The 19,698-nt window shown below is 63.8% G+C and carries 18 protein-coding genes and 1 tRNA gene; 13 read left to right on the forward strand and 6 right to left on the reverse strand.

The features are described from left to right. Positions 1–96: 96 nt before the first annotated feature. From Q0P59_RS08615 to def, 4 genes are all read left to right on the forward strand, one after another. Positions 97–1,344 (forward strand): threonine/serine exporter family protein, encoded by a 1,248-nt coding sequence (locus Q0P59_RS08615; RefSeq protein WP_295005618.1) that lies wholly within the window; start codon positions 97–99, stop codon positions 1,342–1,344. Continuing rightward, positions 1,344–2,021, forward strand: coding sequence for a 2'-5' RNA ligase family protein (locus tag Q0P59_RS08620; RefSeq protein WP_295005620.1), 678 nt, complete (start codon positions 1,344–1,346; stop codon positions 2,019–2,021). Before Q0P59_RS08615 ends, Q0P59_RS08620 begins: the two co-directional genes overlap by 1 nt. Positions 2,022–2,121: 100 nt before the next feature. After that, positions 2,122–3,411: a malonyl-CoA decarboxylase gene (locus Q0P59_RS08625; RefSeq protein WP_295005653.1), complete on the forward strand. Its 1,290-nt coding sequence runs from the start codon at positions 2,122–2,124 to the stop codon at positions 3,409–3,411. Between the two features lie 59 nt (positions 3,412–3,470). Beyond that, positions 3,471–3,992 (forward strand): peptide deformylase, encoded by a 522-nt coding sequence (def, locus tag Q0P59_RS08630; RefSeq protein WP_295005622.1) that lies wholly within the window; start codon positions 3,471–3,473, stop codon positions 3,990–3,992. On the opposite strand, the gene Q0P59_RS08635 is transcribed toward def, so the two are convergent. Then, a complete protein-coding gene (locus tag Q0P59_RS08635) occupies positions 3,989–4,870 on the reverse strand; it encodes a DMT family transporter (protein ID WP_295005623.1) in 882 nt (293 codons plus the stop codon). The two genes, def and Q0P59_RS08635, sit on opposite strands and share 4 nt — an antisense overlap. Positions 4,871–5,034: 164 nt before the next feature. On the opposite strand from Q0P59_RS08635, the gene Q0P59_RS08640 reads away from it, so the two are divergent. From Q0P59_RS08640 to Q0P59_RS08675, 8 genes are all read left to right on the forward strand, one after another. Continuing rightward, positions 5,035–6,960: an ATP-dependent DNA helicase gene (locus Q0P59_RS08640; RefSeq protein WP_295005625.1), complete on the forward strand. Its 1,926-nt coding sequence runs from the start codon at positions 5,035–5,037 to the stop codon at positions 6,958–6,960. Positions 6,961–6,964: 4 nt separating this feature from the next. Next, positions 6,965–8,086, forward strand: coding sequence for a hypothetical protein (locus Q0P59_RS08645; protein ID WP_295005628.1), 1,122 nt, complete (start codon positions 6,965–6,967; stop codon positions 8,084–8,086). Between the two features lie 17 nt (positions 8,087–8,103). After that, positions 8,104–8,610 (forward strand): molybdopterin-guanine dinucleotide biosynthesis protein B, encoded by a 507-nt coding sequence (gene mobB / locus Q0P59_RS08650; RefSeq protein ID WP_295005630.1) that lies wholly within the window; start codon positions 8,104–8,106, stop codon positions 8,608–8,610. After that, a complete protein-coding gene (gene glp, locus Q0P59_RS08655; RefSeq protein ID WP_295005632.1) occupies positions 8,604–9,812 on the forward strand; it encodes a gephyrin-like molybdotransferase Glp in 1,209 nt (402 codons plus the stop codon). The genes mobB and glp overlap by 7 nt, the downstream gene beginning before the upstream one ends. Further along, positions 9,809–10,057 carry a molybdopterin converting factor subunit 1 gene (gene moaD, locus Q0P59_RS08660; RefSeq protein ID WP_295005634.1) on the forward strand — a complete coding sequence of 83 codons (249 nt, stop codon included), beginning with the start codon at positions 9,809–9,811 and terminating at the stop codon, positions 10,055–10,057. Before glp ends, moaD begins: the two co-directional genes overlap by 4 nt. Positions 10,058–10,071: 14 nt before the next feature. Continuing rightward, positions 10,072–10,971, forward strand: a complete 900-nt coding sequence (gene ylqF, locus Q0P59_RS08665) for a ribosome biogenesis GTPase YlqF (protein WP_295005636.1) — start codon at positions 10,072–10,074, stop codon at positions 10,969–10,971. 101 nt (positions 10,972–11,072) lie between these two features. Next, positions 11,073–11,148, forward strand: a tRNA-Asn gene (locus tag Q0P59_RS08670). A gap of 231 nt (positions 11,149–11,379) precedes the next feature. Further along, a complete protein-coding gene (locus Q0P59_RS08675) occupies positions 11,380–11,904 on the forward strand; it encodes a hypothetical protein (RefSeq protein ID WP_295005638.1) in 525 nt (174 codons plus the stop codon). A gap of 67 nt (positions 11,905–11,971) precedes the next feature. Here Q0P59_RS08675 and Q0P59_RS08680 read toward each other — a convergent pair whose 3' ends face one another. The 5 genes from Q0P59_RS08680 to Q0P59_RS08700 form a co-directional block, all read right to left on the reverse strand. Continuing rightward, positions 11,972–12,304: a hypothetical protein gene (locus tag Q0P59_RS08680; protein ID WP_274739122.1), complete on the reverse strand. Its 333-nt coding sequence runs from the start codon at positions 12,302–12,304 to the stop codon at positions 11,972–11,974. Positions 12,305–12,379: 75 nt separating this feature from the next. Continuing rightward, a complete protein-coding gene (locus Q0P59_RS08685) occupies positions 12,380–15,382 on the reverse strand; it encodes a Tn3 family transposase (RefSeq protein WP_295005642.1) in 3,003 nt (1,000 codons plus the stop codon). Positions 15,383–15,388: 6 nt separating this feature from the next. Further along, complete coding sequence (locus tag Q0P59_RS08690; RefSeq protein ID WP_295005644.1) at positions 15,389–16,672, reverse strand: site-specific integrase; 1,284 nt, start codon at positions 16,670–16,672, stop codon at positions 15,389–15,391. Next, entirely contained in the window at positions 16,669–17,139 is a 471-nt protein-coding gene (gene cadR / locus Q0P59_RS08695; RefSeq protein WP_274739118.1) for a Cd(II)/Pb(II)-responsive transcriptional regulator, read from the reverse strand. Before cadR ends, Q0P59_RS08690 begins: the two co-directional genes overlap by 4 nt. A 22-nt stretch (positions 17,140–17,161) precedes the next feature. Continuing rightward, positions 17,162–17,497 carry a YnfA family protein gene (locus Q0P59_RS08700; RefSeq protein WP_274739116.1) on the reverse strand — a complete coding sequence of 112 codons (336 nt, stop codon included), beginning with the start codon at positions 17,495–17,497 and terminating at the stop codon, positions 17,162–17,164. A 238-nt stretch (positions 17,498–17,735) separates the two neighbouring features. Between Q0P59_RS08700 and Q0P59_RS08705 the strand changes: the two genes are divergently transcribed. Then, positions 17,736–19,698, forward strand: a 1,963-nt coding sequence (locus Q0P59_RS08705; protein ID WP_295005647.1) for a heavy metal translocating P-type ATPase, incomplete at its 3' end; no start/stop codon positions are given.

Here is a 19,698-nt window from a genome sequence, read left to right on the forward strand (position 1 = left end):
TAACACGTCCGGAGGCCGGCTGGGTATCCCCCGTCGTGCCGACGACGGGGAATCGGTTAGAGTGTGGCCCCGATCCGCCCCCCTTCATGCCCGACCATGCCTTCGTTCGACGATCAATCCCTTGCCCGGCTGTCCGCTTTTCTCCGCGACCTGGGGCTGGCGCTGCATGTCAGCGGCGCGCCGGCACATGATCTGGAACGCAGCCTGAACACGACGGGCGCACGTCTCGGCATGCGGGTCGAGGGCTTCGCCGTGCTCACCTTCCTGGCGCTGACCGTGGTCGCCGGCGACGGCACGCGACGGGTCGAGATGCTCCGCTTGCCGCCCTACGACTTCAACATGGCGCGCCTGATCGCCTTGCAGTCCCTGAGCCGCGACATCGCATCGGCGGAAGCGATCGACGACTACACGGCCCGCCTCGCCGACATCATGCGCCAGCCGTCGCCCTGGTCGGGCTGGGCCATGGCGGCGATGGGCTTCCTGCTCTCCGGGGCAGTCGCCCTGCTGCTGCGCGGCGGCTGGGTGGAGATGCTGTGCGGCGGCTTCATCGGCGTGCTGTTCGTCGGCGGCTACATCGGCTTCTCGCGCTACCCGCGCCTGGCGCCCGCCGTGCCGGTCATCCTCAGCGCCCTGGCGGCCTTCCTGGCGCAGGCGCTGGCCCTGGCTTTCCCGCAGCAGGTGCCCTTCGTGTCGGCGGTGGCCGGCATAGTCTTCCTGCTCCCGGGGTTCATGCTGACCGTGGCCATGTCGGAGCTGGCGACCCAGAACTACCTGGCCGGCACAGGCCGGCTGACCGGCGCTTTCGTGCTGCTCTTCCTGCTCGGCGCCGGACTGGCCATCGGCACCCAGGTGGCGCTGGCCTGCCTGCCTGGGCAGGCGCAGGGGGCGCCCTTGCCGGTCGCGCCATGGGTGGTCTGGCTGGCCATCGCCACGCTCGGGGTGTCGCTGCTCGGCGTGCTGCAGGCGCCGGCCTCGGCGGTGCTGGTTTCGGTCGGCAGCTGCCTGCTGGCCTGGGCCGTCTTTTCCTTGCTCGACGCCCGCCTGGGCAGCGTGGTCGCCGCCTTCGCCGCCGCCCTGGTCGTGGCCTGTGCCGGGCACGTCTACGAACACCTCGGCCAGCGGCCGGCGGCGCTCGTCCAGATACCGGGCCTGATCACGCTGGTCCCCGGCAGCATGGGCTTTCGCGGCTTGCACGCGCTGATGCAGCAGGACAGCGTCGCCGGCATCGGCCTGATCACCGAGATGGTCGTCACCGGCGCCGTGCTGGCCGTGGGGCTGCTGCTGGCCGACAACATCATGCCGCTGCTCTTCGAGCGCTCGAACGCCGGGCGGAAAGAATCCTGATGCCCGAGGCGCGGACGCAGCCGAGCATCCGCCGTGACTTCGTCGAATGGCATCGCGGGCGGCAGCCCTACGTGTTCTGGGCGCTCGATGTCGATACGCCGGCCGTCGCCGACAGCGTGGCCCGCCATGCCCGCCTGCTGGCGGACGGCCTGCTCGAAGGCTACCGCCGCCAGCCGCATGTCACGCTCGACGTGTGCGGCTTTCCGTCCCCCCGGCCGGCCGATGGCGACGAGTTCGGCCCCGAACTGCTGGCCCGCCAGCTGGCCGCCTTGCGCCTGGCCAGGCCGGGGCCGTTTGCGATAGCGATCGGCGCGGCGGACAGCTTCCTCTCGGCACCCTACCTGAGAGTGCGGGATACGCAAGGCGGCATCGCCGCGCTGCGCCGATGCCTGGCGATCGACGGCGCGCACCGCTTGCTCGGGGATTATGTGCCGCATGTGACGATCGGCCTGTATGCCCGATCCCTCGTCTTTTCCGAGGTCCGGGAGCGTCTGCTCGGCGAGCGGCGCGACAGCCTGGTTTTCCCGGTGGCGCGGTTGTCGCTGATGGCTTATGCGCCGGCCGAAATCGGCGGGCGGCTCGCTTGTCTCGCCGATTACGAACTGGCATCGGGCGACTGGCGCTGGCACGATGCGGCGCCGGCCGGCGGCCTGGATTTCCTGAGGGCTGCGCGCTGATCCTTGTCCGGCGCTGATTTTCCGCGTCGCTTCGGGCAGAATGGCCGCAAGGAGGTGAATCATGGTGGCTGGAAACCTGGTCGACAAGCTGCGCTCGCTGATGGGCGGCGGCGCCGAACGCATCGCCCTGACCGCGCGGGGCGTCGAGCAATTGCGCGCGCAGTTGCGCGAATGCGCCGAAAGCCTGGGCGGCGAGGTGTCGGCGCGGAGCCGGGCGGCGCGCCTGGCGGAAACCTACCTGCGCCTCAACGACGAGGGGCGGCAGCGCTTCCTGAAACTGATCGCCCTCGAATTCGGCCCCGATCCGGCCAAGGTGGCGAACGCCCACAAGGATTACCAGAAGGCGGTCGGCACGCCCGAGCAATGGAAGGCCGAGGCTGCCCTGCGCGGCGCCATGCGCTCGTCGCGCATCCGCATCCTGACCCAGTTCAACGCCATGCCGCAGGGCGTCAAGTTCCTCGTCGACCTGCGCGCCGATCTGCTGCGCTACCTGGAAAACGACAAGGAGCTGGCGGTGCTCGACCGCGAGCTGGAGTCGCGCCTGTCGGCCTGGTTCGACGTCGGCTTCCTCGAATTGCAGCGCATCACCTGGAACTCGCCGGCCGCCTTGCTGGAAAAGCTGATCGAGTACGAAGCGGTGCACGAGATTCGCTCCTGGACCGACCTGAAGAACCGCCTCGATTCCGACCGCCGCCTGTACGCCTTCTTCCACCCGCGCATGCCGGCCGAGCCGCTGATCTTCGTCGAGGTGGCGCTGACCGACCACCTGGCCGACAACGTCCAGGCGCTGCTCGACGAGAACGCGCCGGTCTTCGACAACCGCAAGGCCGATACGGCGATCTTCTATTCGATTTCCAATACCCAGATCGGGCTGCGCGGCGTGTCCTTCGGCAATTTCCTGCTCAAGCGGGTGATCGACGACCTCAAGCGCGATTTCCCCAAGCTGGCCCACTTCGCCACGCTGTCGCCGATGCCCGGCCTGGCGGCCTGGGTGCGCCGGAACCCTCAGGTGCTGGCCGACGTCGGGATCGAACGCTCGCTCGACGAGTTGTCGAACGGCGCCTGGGCGCAGGACAAGAAGCAGGTGCGCAGCCTGCGCGATCCGCTCGGCCGGCTCGGCGCGCGCTATCTGGCGGCCGCCAAGCAGGGCGGCGCCGAAAGCGGGCCGCCGCTCGACCCGGTGTCGCGCTTCCACCTCGGCAACGGCGCCCGCATCGAACGCCTGAATTACCTGGGCGACAGTTCCGCCAAGGGCTTCCGGCAATCCTTCGGCCTGATGGTCAATTACCTGTACAGTCCGGAAGAAATCGAGACCAACCTCGAGGCCTTCGCCGGGCAGGGGACGATCGCCATGTCGGCGACGGTGCGGCGCCTGGCCAAGGCGACGTAGGCGGAACGGGCCGCTCGTCGCTACAATCGGCGCTTGAATCCGCTGACGAGGAAGGACCAATGGCTGTTCGCGACATCCTGCGCATGGGCGATCCGCGCCTGCTGATACCGGCCGAACCGGTCGCCGCCTTCGATACCCCGGAATTGCATGCCCTGATCGCCGACATGATGGAGACGATGGCGGTCGCCGGCGGTGTCGGCCTGGCCGCCCCGCAGATCGGCGTCGGCCGGCAGGTGGTGATTTTCGGTTTCGAGCGCAGCGTGCGCTACCCGGATGCCCCGGCCGTGCCGCTGACCGTGCTGATCAACCCGCGCATCGAACCGCTCGGCAGCGAGGAAGTCGCGGCCTGGGAAGGCTGTCTGTCGGTGCCCGGCCTGCGCGGCGAAGTCGCCCGGCCCGAGCGCATCCGCTACAGCGGCTACGACCCGCGGGGGAATCGCATCGAGCGCGAGGTGGAAGGCTTTCACGCCCGCGTCGTGCAGCACGAATGCGACCACCTCCACGGCATTCTCTACCCGATGCGCGTGCGCGATTTCTCGCGTTTCGGCTTTACCGACGTGCTCTTTCCGGAACTGAGCTAGGGCGATGGCTGGCTGAACAGCGCCAGCGCGACGACCCCGGCGATCATGAAGACGGTGCCGATCAGTCGCGACGGAACCAGGGTTTCGCGCAGCACCCGGGCGCCGAGATAGACGCCGATGAGCATCGACAATTCGCGCAGCGGCGCGACATAGCTGAGCGGCGCCCGCTGGATGGCGAACAGCACCAGCAGGTAGGCGAGCGGCGACAGGATGCCGACGGCGACGATGGCCGGCCGGTTGCGTCCCCATTCGGCGCGCACCGCAGGCATGTCGCGCAGCGCCTGCGGCGTCAGGATCAGCGTGCGCAGGCCGAGGCACAGCACGTAGAAAAGGAGGGGTGACAGGCCGAGCACCTTGATCGCCCAGCCGTCGAGCACCGTGTAGGCGGCGATGCACAGGCCGGTCAGCGAGCCCCAGAGCAGGCCGGCGCGGGCGCGGGCCGTGGCGGCCCGGTGGATGCGGTGGGCGCCGGATACCAGGAAAATGCCCGCCAGCAGCGCCAGGATGCCGATCCAGCCGGCCCGGTTGGGCATTTCGCCGAGCAGGACGATGGCCGCCGTGACCGAGAAGAGCGGGCCGGTGCCGCGCGCCAGCGGATAGACCACCGAGAAATCGCTCTTCCGATACCCCTGCTGCAGTACCAGCGAATAGACCGCATGCATCAGTGCGCTGCCGGCGATGGCCGCCCAGGCGAGCGCCGTCAGCGGCGCCGGGTTGGCGTGCCAGGCCCAGGCGGCGAAGGGCAGGGCCGCCGCGCTGCTGACCAGCCCGAACAGCCAGACGAAGGGCAGGCCGCCGGCCGCCTTCTTGGCGAGCAGGTTCCAGGCGGCGTGGCACAAGGCGCCGGTGACGACGAGGAGCAGGGCGATTGAATCCACGAAGGGGCAGGCGAGGCAAAACGGCAGGGTAGCAAATGCGCGCCGTGTCGGCATACGGGGAATCACCGGCGATATTTCGTCGGTGAATCGACGGGGCGGGGGAAACGCCATGCCGGCCGGGGGGCATCTGCTAGAATTGCGCCTGATTTTTCCGGTCTTTTTCCTTGTCCTCCGTTCCCGAAATCTTCTCGCCCGACGGGCCGTTCGCCCGCGCCATCGGCGGCTATCGCATCCGCCAGCAGCAGGTCGACATGGCCGAGCGCATCGCCGCCGCCATCCATGGCAACTCGGTCTTCATCGCCGAGGCGGGCACCGGCACGGGCAAGACCTTCGCCTACCTGGTGCCGGCCCTGCAGTCGAACGGCAAGGTCATCGTGTCCACCGGCACCAAGACCCTGCAGGACCAGCTGTTCAACAAGGACCTGCCGATGGTCCGCGACATCCTCAAGGCGCCGGTCAAGATCGCCTTGCTCAAGGGGCGGGCCAATTACGTCTGCCCCTACCACCTGCAGCGTTCGCTGGCCGACGGCCGTTTCCTGACCCGCGAGGACGCCGCCGACGCCCGCCGCATCTCGGTCTTCGCCAAGACCACGCAGACCGGCGACAAGGCCGAGTGCATCGAGGTCAACGAAAACTCCCCGGTGTGGAACAGCGCCACCTCGACGCGCGACAACTGCCTGGGCCAGGATTGCCCGGACTACAAGGAATGCTTCGTCATGCAGGCGCGCAAGGAGGCGATGGCGGCCGACCTGGTGGTGGTCAACCACCACCTGTTCTTCGCCGACGTGATGCTCCGCGACGAAGGCATGGCCGAACTGCTCCCGGCCTGCAACACGGTGATCTTCGACGAGGCGCACCAGTTGCCGGAAGTGGCGACCCTGTTCTTCGGCGACAGCGTGTCGACCGCGCAGGTCGTCGACCTGGCGCGCGACGCCAAGGCCGAGGGCCTGACCAGCGCCCGCGATTGCCTCGACATCCAGAGCGGCGCCAAGGCCATCGAGAAGGCGGCGCGCGACCTGCGCCTGTCGGTCGGCGTCGATGCCGGGCGCTTTTCCTACGACCAGTTGCAGGAGCGGCCGGAATTCGCCCCCGCGCTGAAGCTGCTCGACGAGGAAGTCGCCAAGTTCGCCGCCATCCTCGAAACCCAGGCGCAGCGCGCCGAGGGCATCGAGAAATGCTGGCAGCGCGCGGTCGAGCTGCAGCAGCGCCTGGCGCAGTGGCAGAACCTGGCCGACCTCGGCTATGTGCGCTGGGGCGAGGCCTTCACGCAATCGCTGCAGCTGAACTCGACGCCGCTCAAGGTCGCCGACATCTTCCGCAAGCAGATGGGCGGCCATCCCCGCGCCTGGATCTTCACCTCGGCGACCCTCGCCGTGCAGGGCAAGTTCCACCATTACTGCGCCGAGCTCGGCCTTGGCGACCCCGATTCCGCCTGCTGGCACAGCCCCTTCGACTACGGCGAGCAGGCCGTGCTCTACGTGCCGCTCGGCATGCCCGACCCGAACGCCTGGAACTACACCGACACCGTGGTCGAGGCGGCCTGGCCGGCGGTCAAGGCGGCCAAGGGCGGCGCCTTCTTCCTGTGCACCAGCCTGCGCGCCATGCGCCGCACGCACGAGCTGCTCAAGGCGAAAATCGAGGACGAGGGGCTGGACATCCCGCTGCTGGTGCAGGGCGAGGGCAGCAAGAACGACCTGCTGCAACGCTTCCGCAACCACGGCGCGTCCATACTGGTCGGCAGCCAGAGCTTCTGGGAGGGCGTGGACGTGCGCGGCGAGGCGCTGTCGCTGGTCGTCATCGACAAGATTCCCTTCGCCCCGCCCGACGACCCGGTGCTCTCGGCGCGCATCGAGCAGATGAAGCGCGAAGGCCGCAACGCCTTCATCGAGTACCAGCTGCCGCGCGCCGTCATCAACGTCAAGCAGGGCGCCGGCCGGCTGATCCGCGACGAGAACGACAAGGGCGTGCTGATGATCTGCGATCCCCGACTCATATCAAAGCCCTATGGCCGCAAGGTCTGGCAAAGTCTGCCGCCGATGAAGCGCACCCGCGAACTGCAGGTCGTGCTCGATTTCTTCGCCCATCGCTGAGGCCATGAAAACCACTTTCGACCAGCTGCGCGAGCGCCAGCCGCAATTCTTCTCCGGCGCGGCCATCGCCCTTCCCGCCGCGACCTTGCAGGCGATGGCCGACCTCGTCGCGGCCATCGAATCGGTCATCGCATTGCCCGCCTACCAGGCGCACGCGCTGGCCCAGGCGCCGGCCATCGCCCGCCTGCCGACCCGGACGCGCGGCGCCTTCATGGGTTACGACGTGCATCTCACCGAGGCCGGCCCCAGGCTGATCGAGATCAACACCAATGCCGGCGGCGGCCTGCTCAATGCCTACCTGCTGGCCGAGCACGGCAAGGCGGAGGAGGGCGCGCGGGTGCGCGACGAATACGTTGCCATGTTCCGCGAGGAGTGGCGCCTGGAGCGCGGCGACGTACCGCTGTGCCGCATCGCCATCGTCGATGAAAACCCGGCCGGGCAGTTCCTGGCGCCGGAATTCACACTGTTCAAGGAGTTGTTCGAAGCGCACGGCATTGCCGCCGTGGTCTGCGACCCGGCCGAACTGGCTTTCGACGGCGAAGTGCTCCGTCACGACGGCCAGGCGGTCGACCTGATCTACAACCGCCTGACCGATTTCGCTTTCGATGCGACGGAAAATGCCGTCATCCGCACGGCTTTCGAGCAGGGCAAGGTCGTGGTGACCCCGAACCCGCGCCACCATGCCTTGTACGCCGACAAGCGCAACCTGATGCAGTTGTCGGACGAGGCGGCCCTGCTTGCGCTCGGCGTCGATGCACCCACCCGCCAGACCCTGCTGGCCGGCATTCCGCAAACCGTGGCGGTGACGCCGGAGCAGGGAGAAGCCTTCTGGTCCGGGCGCAAGCGCTGGTTCTTCAAGCCGCCGGCCGGCTTTGGCAGCCGCGCCGCTTATCGCGGCGACAAGCTGACCCGCCGCGTGTTCGAGGAAGTCCTGCACGGCGGCTACATCGCGCAGGAAATCGCGCCGCCCTCCGAGCATGCTGTCGGCGAGGCGACGATGAAGGCCGACATCCGCTGCTACGTCTACAACGGCCGTATCCAGCTGGTCGCCGCCCGCCTGTACCAGGGGCAAACCACCAATTTTCGGACGCCGGGCGGCGGATTCGCCCCGGTCTTTACCGTTTGAACGAGTAAAATCCCGCCATGAAAGTTTTTGGCATCGCCGGTTATTCCGGCTCCGGCAAGACGACCTTGCTGGAAAAACTCATTCCCCAGCTCACCGCCCGCGGCCTCAAGGTGTCGGTGATCAAGCACGCCCACCACGGCTTCGACATCGACCGGCCGGGCAAGGACTCCTATCGCCACCGCGAAGCCGGCGCCAGCGAGGTGCTGCTCTCCTGCGGCGACCGCTGGGCGCTGATGCACGAGCGGCGCGAGGAGCCGGAGCCGACGCTCAACGAACTGCTCGGCCACCTGTCGCCCTGCGACCTGGTGCTGATCGAAGGCTTCAAGCAGGAACCGGTGCCCAAGCTCGAGGTCTATCGGCCGGAAAACGGCAAGCCGCCGCTCTTTTCCGAGCGCACGGATATCGTCGCCATCGCGACCGATGCCGATCTCGCCACCGACCTGCCGACACTGCCCCTGAGCGACTATGCGGCCATCGCCGATTTCGTCATGAACATCATGCAACTGCAGGAACGCCCATGCTGACCTACGAACAAGCCCTGGAAAAACTCCTGGCCGCCGCCCGGCCCGTCGAGGAGGTGCGCCGCGTGCCGCTGCTCGCCGCCGCCGGCCGCGTGCTGGCTGTCGCCCAGCATTCGACCGTTGCCGTGCCGCCGCTCGACAACTCGGCGATGGACGGCTATGCCGTGCGCGCCGCCGACGTGACGGCCGCCGGCGTCTGCCTGCCGGTCAGCCAGCGCATCCCGGCCGGTACGGTCGGCGTCGCGCTGCAGCCGGGAACGGCGGCCCGCATCTTCACCGGCGCGCCGATTCCGGCCGGGGCCGACGCCGTGGTCATGCAGGAGCGCTGCGCGCCGGGCGAGGGCGGGGTGGTCGTCAACCATGTGCCGGCATCCGGCGAGAACATCCGCCGGGCCGGCGAGGATATTGCCGTCGGTGCCGAAATCCTGGCCGCCGGCCTCAAGCTGCGTCCGCAGGACATCGCCCTGGGCGCTTCGGCGGGGCTGCCGGAACTGCCGGTGTATCGCCGCTTGCGGGTCGGCATGTTCTTCACCGGCGACGAGCTGGTGCAGCCGGGCGAGCCGCTGCCGCCGGGCGCCATCTACAACTCCAACCGCTATGCGCTGCGCACCCTGCTCGAAGGCATGGGCTGCGAAGTGCGCGACCTGGGCGCCGTCGAGGATACGCTGGCCGCCACCCGCGACGCGCTGCGCCGGGCGGCCGCCGACAACGACCTGGTGATCACCAGCGGCGGCGTTTCCGTCGGCGAGGAAGACCATGTCAAGCCGGCCGTCGAAGCCGAAGGCGAGCTCGACATGTGGAAGATCGCCATCAAGCCCGGCAAGCCGCTGGCCTTCGGCAAGGTTCGGAAAGAGGGCGGGCACGCCTGGTTCCTCGGCCTGCCGGGGAATCCGGTGGCCGCCTTCGTCACCTGCCTGACGATGGTACGGCCCTTCGTGCTGCGTCTGCAAGGCGTTGCCCACGTTGCGCCGCGCATCCTGAACCTGCCGTGCGCTTCGGCGTGGGGCAAGGCCGACGGTGCGCGCCTGGAGTTCCTGCGCGCCCGCATCAACGATGCCGGCGCCGTCGACCTGTATCGCAACCAGGGGTCGGGCGTGGTCACCTCGCTGTGCGCCAGCGACGGCCTCGTGCTCAATCCGCCGGGCAATGCCATCGCGGCGGGCGACAGCGTGCGCTTCGTTTCCTTCGCGGAGTTGCTGGCATGAGCGTGAAGATTCTCTATTTCGCCGGCCTCAAGGAAAAGCTCGGCTTGTCGGCCGAGAGCATCGAGCTGCCGGCCGGCGTGACTACCGTCGGCGCCTTGCGCGACTGGCTGGTCGGGCAGGGGCGCGCCGCCCTGGGCAGCGCCAGGAACCTGCGCTGCGCCGTCAATCAGGACATGGCCAAACTCGATGCAGCCATCCAGGACGGCGACGAAATCGCTTTCTTCCCGCCGGTCACCGGCGGTTAACCAAGGAATTCCGCATGTCCATCCAATGGTATCCGGGGCACATGACCTCGGCCCGCAAAAAGGCCGGCGAAACGCTGGCCGTGGCCGATGTCGTGGTCGAGGTGCTCGACGCCCGCCTGCCGCAGGCGAGCAGCAACCCGATGATCCACGAGCTGCGCAACTTCCGTCAGCGACCCTGCCTCAAGCTGCTCAACAAGGCCGATCTGGCCGACCCGGAAGCGACCAAGGCCTGGCTGGCCTATTTCGACGCCCAGCCCAACGTCAAGGCGGTCGCCATCTCGTGCAAGAAGGCAGGCGACGTCGCGAAGATTCCGTCGCTCGCCCAGAAGCTGGCGCCGCACCGCAACGACGCCGTCAAGCCGCTGCGCCTGATGATCATGGGCATCCCCAACGTCGGCAAATCGACGCTGATGAACGCCCTGGTCAAGAAGAAGGTGGCCGCCGTCGGCGACCAGCCGGCGGTGACCAAGAGCCAGCAGCGCATCGACATCAGCAACCGGCTGACCCTGTACGACACCCCGGGCATGCTGTGGCCGAAGATCGACCACCCCATCGACGGCCTGATGATGGCCGCCAGCCATGCCGTGGGCGTCAACGCCTACATCGGCGAGGATGTCGCGACCTGGCTGGCCGGCTACCTGCTCGAACAGTATCCCGCCCTGCTCAAGGCGCGCTACGGGTTTGCCATCGAGGACATGGACGCCGTGGCCGTGCTGGAAGGCGTGGCCAAGAAGCGCGGCTGCATCATCAAGGGGCGGGGCGGCGAGCTCGATCTGGAAAAGGCTTCGGGCATCCTGCTCACCGACTATCGCAGCGGCGCCTTGGGCCGCATCAGCCTGGAAACCCCGGCCTTGCGCGCCCGGCGCGCCGAGTCGCTGGCCAACCCCGCCCCGGTGGAGCCTGAAGCGGAGTGAATTTCGCCTGAATCGAATTTGAAGATGCTTGCCATTGCTACATCTCGAAAGTTTTGTATATAATGCGCGCCCTGTCGGCAGCAATTGCCGACTGTACCGATTCCTCGATAGCTCAGTCGGTAGAGCGCCGGACTGTTAATCCGTAGGTCCCTGGTTCGAGCCCAGGTCGAGGAGCCAAAGATTCAAGCGAAAAGCCCAGCCAATTTGGTTGGGCTTTTTGCTTTTCGGCGTGCCTTTTCGGCATTCCGCCCGGGCGAGACGGCGCTTTGCCGGCTGGGTCGAGGCGTGTATATGCCATTCGCTTGTTGTTATCGCTTGTTCAATGCCTTGCATGCTTGTAGTCTGCTGAAAATTCCAGAGGGGGCGGGCATGAGCGTTTTTGGCGGTGGTCGGTGCTTGGTCGCGATCATGGTGATTGTGCTGTTTTCACCATGCGCGCAGGCCGTCGAGTCCTATGTCGATAAATATGGCCTGAACCGGAATTCGCCGGCCATCGAGATGGGGGTGCAGCCGCTTGGCGTGCCTTCCGGCGTCCTCAGTTCGATCATGCAGCGCGACCGGATTCTGCTCGAGAAGCTCAAGGGCATGGGCAATCCCCTGCTGGCCTATCCTTTCCAGCGCGGGGCGGACATGTTGCCGGCGCTGGCCGAAGGCCGCCTCGATGCCGCCTTGCTGGGCGACATGCCGACCTTGCTGGCCGCCGCTTCCGGCAATGTCCTGATCGTCGGCCTGGTCAAGCAGTCGCCGACGGCGATCGTGGCACGCGGCGGGGCGCAGGTCGGTGCGCTGGCCGGCAAGCGCATTGCCTATGTCGAGGCCTCCAGCGCGCATCAGACGCTGTTGCAGGGCTTGTCTTCCGCCAGGTTGTCGGAGAAGGACGTCAAGCTGAGGGTCGGCCGGGAATCGTGCGAAAACCTCGGAAAAATAACTTAGCTGATTGTTCTGAAAGAAAAAATGAAGCAAGGGCCGGTTTTCACCGGCCTGCCCTCCTCAATTGAGGCTAGGCTCCGCAGGTCAGCGCCTTGTTTGCGCTGACAAAAAAGCTGTCAGGCTTGGATTTGAACTCGGTGTCTGGCTGGCCGTTGTGTGACTTGCACATCGGCGCAATGTAGTTGAGTTTCCGTAGCGATTCGTTCTTCATGTTCGGCAAAATGACGTGCGCCCCTACCTCGGCTTGGGATTCACATCCCTGCACATGGCATTTCGGTGTCGTGGAAGTTTTTGCAAACTTCTTCCAATGGCCCAGCCAGGAGCCACAACTGCAATTCTTGTCAGAGGTTCCATTCAGATTTTTCATCGTGATGGAGCCATTGCCGGTCAGTGTCTTGCTCATGTACATCTCCCTAAAGTGACCACGCACGCGCATGGCAATCCATGATATTGGGATTTCCCCAGGGAAATTCAATAGTCATTGGCCTTGGCCTGTTGATTTGGCCTCCAAAATCCGGAACCCCTCATCCAGCGCCTCGACCTTGCGTCGGAAATCCAGTACGTAATCGCCGAATCGATTGATGTGTTCCAGCCGATATGGCGCCAGCCCAGCCAGGACTTCCTGGTTGATTACAGCCCCCTCGGCCTGGAGTTGCTTTAGAACTCGGCTCATCCCTACCACGTTGTGCAAGATGACCATGTTGGCGATGAGATGGTTGTATTTGATGACCTTGCGTTGCTCGTGGCGTAGGTTTTCGGCGATCTCGCCTTCCCCGCCGAAAAAGAGCTTTTTCGCAAAGCCATTGAATTGTTCCGACTTGTTGGTCTCGGCGTGAATGAGCCGGCGCAGTTCGACGTCGCCAACGTATTTCAGCAAGAACATGGTTCGGACTACTTTGCCGAGTTCCTTGAAGGCGAAATACAGCTTGTTCTTTCGGCTGTAAGTACCCAAGCGGCGCAGGATAGCCGATGCTGAAATTTTCCCGAGCTTGATGGAAACTGCCACGCGCAGCATGTCCGGCAGATGAGTCTCGATCATCTGCCAGTTGATGTCGTCGCTGAAAAGCCGGTCGATATGCGCAAATTTCTTGTTGCTGTCGGGCCGATGGAACACCAGATCCTTGATGCCACGGATGCGCGGCATCAGTTTGATGCCCAAGAGGTGGGAAAGCGCAAACACCGTGTAGCTCTGGGCCTGGGTGTCGCCATGGATGGTGTCCGGCCGGATATCCGAGGTGTTGGTCATCAGCCCGTCGAGGATGTGGGTGCCCTCGTAGGTGCCGCAGGAAATGAAGTGGCTGAACAGCGCGATGAACTTGTCGGAAACATGGTAGTAGCCGATCCCGCCATAGCCGCCGTAGCGGATGTGATGTTCGGAAATCAGATTCTGCTCGTAGAGGTTCCATTTCGTGCCGTCGGCCGAGGCATGCTTGCCTGATCCCCAGTAGCCAGGCAATTCGAATTTGTTGTAGGCATTGATGACCTTGACGATGGCTTTTTCCAGCACATCTTCCGTCACGTACTTGATGTTGAGCCAGGCGATCTGCTTGCGGCTCATGCCCCGAATTGAGCGCGCCGTCTGGGTCGGCCCGAGGTTGCAGCCATAACAGAACAAGGTGCTGATCACTCGTGGCCGCAATTCCTCGATCCGGCTTTCGGTTCCCATCAAAGGCCGAAACAACTTGTGCAATTGCAACCAGCGCTCCGTATCGATCAGTACGTCGACGATACTGATGTTCTCCATGTGCTCGGTGATCAACTGGTCGATTGCCCTGATGCCGGGCGGCGGTTCGCTGGCTGGCGGTTTCTTCAGGATCAGCCTTCCATCGACGATTTCGGCATAGGCATTTTCGGGAAATTCGGCATCAACCGCCTCAGCCGTCTCCAGTAAAGCAGCCTTCAAGGACTCGGTAAATGCCCTGGAATCCGTTTCGACACCGGTAACCTCGCCATACTGCGCCAATTCCCGATTCAGGGTGTCGTCATCAACCAGTTGCTCCCGGTAGTCGTCGTAACGCTCACCGTGCTGGATGAACAGATCGCCCGATTTCAGTTCATCGCGGATTGCATATAGGACTGCCAACTCGAAGTAACGGCGGTTAATGGCAATGACTTGGCCGTCGGCACGTTCGGAGACGACTAGTTTTCTCCAGGCCGTGGGCAGCCACAGAAAATCCTCTTCGGCATCCAGCCCGACCCACGATAGCGGAACGACTTCATGCCGAGTGCCACGTAGCGCCTGCAGCGCTTTCATCATCCGGGTCAAGGTATCGTCCTCGCTGCTACTCTGCGGATTGATGATTTCGATGCAGTTCAGCAACTGGGCACGGACGACCTTATAGGGCTGGATGAGGAACGGCAAGTGATTGCGCCCGGCGTAGGCCATGTGCTCGTCGCAAATGGCCACTAGGTCATCGACATCAGCAATCAGGCTGCCACCGATGGCCTCGACCCGTTGGTGATCCGTGCCGTCGATCCGATAGGCCAGTAACATCTCTTTCAACTGGCCGATCAGACGATCGGTCCGCTGGAGGTGTTCCTGTTGGTACTCGCCTAATTTGTTGCGCGCTTGATTGTCCAGGTTCTGGAGCATGCGTACAAAAAGGTCGGCCGCATCGTCGAGCGTCTGGGCGAATTGCGAGCGGATGTAGATGACTGCCAGCGCATAGCGCTTCTGGGGCTTCATTTCCGCCATCTCGCTCGCATCCAATGACCGGGCGATATAGCGGTACTGCTTGAGTTTCGGAACAGGAATATCAGGTTTGGGCAGTTGGTCGACCAGCAACTGGAGCCGACGGATATGCTGAAGATAGGAACGGGTTTCCTTGTTGGTCGGTTTCTTCGGTTCGCGCTTGAGCAGATTCCAGGTGCTGCCGGTCTCGCCCGATTTGACCTTGAACAGGTTGTCAATCAGCGCTTTCACCTTGACATCGAGTTGATCGGCAATACTTGCAAAATGGACATCATGGATTTTTTCCCGGGCCTGAATGGCCAACCGGTCGAGCGTGGAGAAACCGGGTAACTCGTAGCGATGATGCACCAGTTCTTCAAGCATCACGTTGATGATGTCGGCCACGACATGACGGCTATCCGCTGCCGTTTCAGCCACGTGCTGCAACCAGGCCCGACCTTGATCGTCCAGCGGACGAACATTCAGGTAGCGTCGTAGCGCAGCAATCAAGGTTGTGCGCGTCGTTGTCCGGTCGAACTGCCGGAGTTCTTCAAGCCTTGCCTGTCGGTACCCAGTTTGGGCCACAATGTGCTGACGGATCACCGCTGGCACATCCCTGATATGGACGAAGTAGCCAAGGCGCTGAAACAGCTTCAGGTAGATGAATGCAGCCGAGCGAGCAATGGGACGCTTTACAGTCTTATCGATGAATCTGATTTCATCAGGCGTCAGGGTATAAATCTCGTCGAGATCCTGTGCCGATGGGTCCGCTTTCAGGCGGGGATACGCGGTCTCGTGAAGCTGGGTCATGCGGGATCAATCCCAATGCCTGCCGGTGGCCGGGTCACGGCAGACCGCCTCCAGGAAGCACTCACGGGCATCGGCAATACGATGGAGTTCGTCGAGCAAGGTGTAGAGGTGCTCGTCCAGGGTGTCGGTTGAAGGCGTCGGGACGGAAATTTGATATCGACGGCCATCCTGATCCAACGGTTGTGCCTGGAACTGGGCAAGGCAAGTGTTCGTCATGTCCCGCAAGGCATTGGCGACACCGCGTCGGCCGCCATTGAAGGCAGACAAATCGATGGAAACCTCGATCATTGCGAGTGGGACCTCGGGCAGACTGGGCAACTGTGGGGTCGAGGCTGTTGCTGTTTCTGGCAGCGCCCGATCCAGTCCCTGCTCGAAACGCGCCTTCTGGTCGGTGCTGACCCCATCCAGATAGCGCATGGCAGCCTTCACATCACGCCAGCCCACGTAACTCATCAACTCCCGGATATCCCAGCCGCTCATGCCTGCCCACTGAGCAAAACCCCGGCGTAGCGAGTGGCTGCTGAAGGCTTCGGCATCGGTCACGCCGGCCTGGCTCAGCAACTTTCGTAGCATGGGAATGATGCTGCTCGGGGTCAGTTCGGCCTCGGACAGATGCCCCCAACGGTCAATCTTGCGGAATAGCGGTCCCGCCTTCAGTTTGGACAAGGCCAACCAGTCTTCGACTGCCTCGACCGGGCACAGCCGGGACAGCGCCGGGCAGGCGTAGCTGCGGCCTTCCAGGTTGCGATCCCCCTTGCTGCGGGGCAAGAAACAGGTCAGCCCCTCGCCGGGCTTGATCTCGATGAATTCGATGCGTAGGTTAGCCAGTTCGTCGGAACGGAACCCGCGCCAGAAACCGAGGAGCACAAGGGCTCGATCACGGGTATGTCGCAGGGCGCTGGCCGAATCCCCCCGGCTAACCGCTGCTACCGTGGCCGACGTGAGCCAGTCGGCAACACCGCGCAGGATTTCCAGTTCCAGCGGCTTGGCCCGTTTCTCCTGGGCCGGATGCAGGGTTCGGATACCTTTCAACAATTGCCGAATCTTCGGGGCTTTCGTCGGGTCCGGAAAACCATGATCCTGGTGCCAGCGCGACAGCGCGGCGAGGCGGTGCTTGAGGGTGTTCAGCGACAAGGATTCGGCGTAGGCAGCCAGGTAGCGGGCAATTGAATCGATGGTTGCCGGCAACAAGCCTCCCCACTCGATCTCGAAGTGCTGGATGGCTGACGCATAGCTGCGTCGGGTGTTGGCCCGTTCGGCCGCATCGAGGTAGAGATCGACCTGGCTCATTCTGGTTCTTTGGGGGATTTTAATGCGCTGCCGTGCACGCCTGGGATGTGATTTTCCATCGGCTTGTCGTTGATGCCCGACTGCGACAAGCCTTCAAGAATCCCGCAAGTCGAGGCTCGACGGTCATCAGGACAACGACCGCGCAACTCAAGAAGTTGTTTCTCCAGCGCTTGGAGTTCACCGATGCGACGGACGACATGCCCGATGTGTTCATCCAGCAAGCGGTTGACCTCCCCGCAGTTTTCCTCCGGCGATTCCTTGAAGCGCAATAGCGTCCGAATCTCGTCGAGTGTCATGTCCAAGCTACGACAGTGCCGAATGAAGGTCAGTCGCTCCAGGTGCATTGGCCCATAGATGCGGTAATTTCCCTCGCTCCGCCCAGGTTTCGGCAACAGTCCTTCCCGCTCGTAGTAGCGGATCGTTTCCACATTACTTCCCGCCAAACGCGCCAGTTCGCCGATTTTCATTTCTGTCTCCCTGGTTCGCTCATCACGTCCGTCCAGGCTGCAACGCGATGATGGCCATGCCACCGAGACATACGGCACTGCCCAGCAAATCCCAACGGGTCAGGGGAATTCCATCTACCTGCCATAGCCACAACAAAGCGATCGCAACATAGACACCGCCATAAGCAGCGTAGATACGACCGGCGGCGCCCGGATGCAACGTAAGCAGCCAGGCAAACAGTGCCAGTGACACGGCAGCCGGGATCAGTAGCCAGCGCGGGCGACCCTGCGTCAGCACCAGCCAGGGCAAATAGCAACCGATGATTTCGGCCAGCGCGGTGACGATGAAGAGACCCAATATCTTCAGGAACTCCAACATGCTTTTCTCCTTGAATATTTTCATTGTAGCCGCTTGACCTTGTAGCGACTCAAGGGTTTTTAATGGCATCAACGAACAGGAGATTGCCATGCCCCCCCTTGCCGAGAAGCACCGATCCAATGAGCCTGAGCGTTGCGCGTGTTCAGGTGGCTGCGCGACTGATACCTCCATTCAGGATGCGCCGCGTGTCGCCGTACCTGGCTCCCCAGGGAATTCGAACGTTTTCCGGATTCCCGCCATGGACTGCCCGAGCGAAGAAAACGATATTCGCAAGGTGCTCGCTGGCATCGAGGGGATTCGGTCACTACGCTTCGAACTGGCGTCCCGGACCCTGACCATCGACGGCGAGCAGTCTGCCCAGGAAAGCGCGCTACAGGCCGTCCGCCAGCTCGGTTTCGAAGTGCGGCCCATCGAGCATGAGAAAACCGAAACCCCATCAGGTCTCAGCGAGATCAGTAAGGCATTGATCGCCCTGGCATTGGCCATTGGGGCCGAAGCACTGGATTTCTTCGCGCCCGATACCCTGCCGTTCAAGGGGCTGGGCATGGCGTTGGCAGCGGCTGCCATCGCTTTCTCCGGATTCTCCACCTATCGCAAGGGACTCGCAGCATTGCGGCGCGGCCAGTTGAACATGAATGCCCTGATGGGCGTCGCCGTAACCGGGGCTTTCCTGATCGGTCAATGGCCGGAGGCTGCCATGGTCATGGCGCTCTACGCCATTGCCGAACTGATCGAAGCCCGGTCCGTCGACCGGGCACGCAACGCCATCAAGGGGCTGCTTGCCTTGACCCCGGAAACCGCAGAGATTCGTCAGAGCGATGGCACCTGGCTGGAGACACCGGCCGACAAGGTTGCCATCGGTGCACTGGCTCGGGTCAAACCCGGTGCTCGCATCCCTTTGGATGGGCGGGTGGTATCGGGCAGCAGCGCGGTCAATCAAGCGCCAGTCACCGGTGAGAGCATTCCGGTCGACAAGATGACCGGCGATCCTGTTTTCGCCGGCACCATCAACGAGACCGGCACGCTGGAATTCGAGGTGACGGCTGCCGCCAACAATACGACCCTGGCCCGCATCATTCATGCCGTGGAGGCAGCCCAAGGCACGCGAGCGCCCACGCAGCGTTTCGTAGACCGCTTTGCAGCCATCTACACGCCGGCAGTTTTTGCGATTGCCGTGATAGTGGCTGTCGGTGGTCCCTGGCTGTTCGACTGGACGTGGACACAGGCACTCTACAAGGCGCTGGTTCTCCTGGTGATCGCCTGTCCCTGCGCGTTGGTCATCGCCACGCCGGTCACGGTGGTCAGCGGGCTGGGCGCGGCCGCCCGCCGCGGTATCCTGATCAAGGGCGGGGTTTATCTTGAGGAAGCTCGAAAACTACGTGCTATTGCTCTCGACAAGACCGGCACCATCACGGAAGGCAAGCCTCGACTGGTAGCCACAGAGGTGCTGTCCCCCTCCGATTCAGAAGCAAAGGTTCTTTCCTGGGCCGCCAGCCTGGCCGGCCATTCAGACCACCCCGTTTCGAAAGCAATTGCCAAGGGACTGAATCTCCCGGAAAACGTTCTCACCGACTTCACCGCGCTTCCGGGGCGCGGCATCGAAGCGCGCCTGGATGGACATACCTTGATACTAGGCAACCATCGGTTGATTGAGGATCGCGGATTGTGCAGCCCCGAGATCGAGGCACATCTCAGCGTTCATGAAAATCAGGGGCGAACTGCGACCCTGCTGGCTACCGAGGATCGGGTCCTGGCCATCTTCGCTGTGGCCGACACCATCAAGGAAAGCTCGCGTGAAGCGATTACCGATCTGCATCGTCTTGGTGTCACGTCGGTCATGCTCACCGGCGACAATGCAGCAACTGCCGTCAGTATCGCCCGACAGGCAGGAATCGACGATGCCCGAGGCAACCTGCTGCCTGAGGACAAATTGACAGCTATTGAAGAACTACAAGGCCGCTTTGGACCGACCGCGATGACCGGCGACGGCATCAACGACGCGCCCGCCTTGGCCCGGGCCGACATCGGCGTCGCCATGGGCGCGGCCGGGACGGACACAGCCATGGAAGCGGCCGACGTAGTGATCATGAACGACGACCTGCGGCGCATACCAGAAACGATCCGTTTGTCCCGTCAGACACACGCCGTGCTCTGGCAGAACATCGCACTGGCCTTGGGCATCAAGGTCGTATTTCTCGGGC

The organism is uncultured Dechloromonas sp. (genome assembly GCF_945957265.1).
Classification (GTDB): domain Bacteria; phylum Pseudomonadota; class Gammaproteobacteria; order Burkholderiales; family Rhodocyclaceae; genus Azonexus.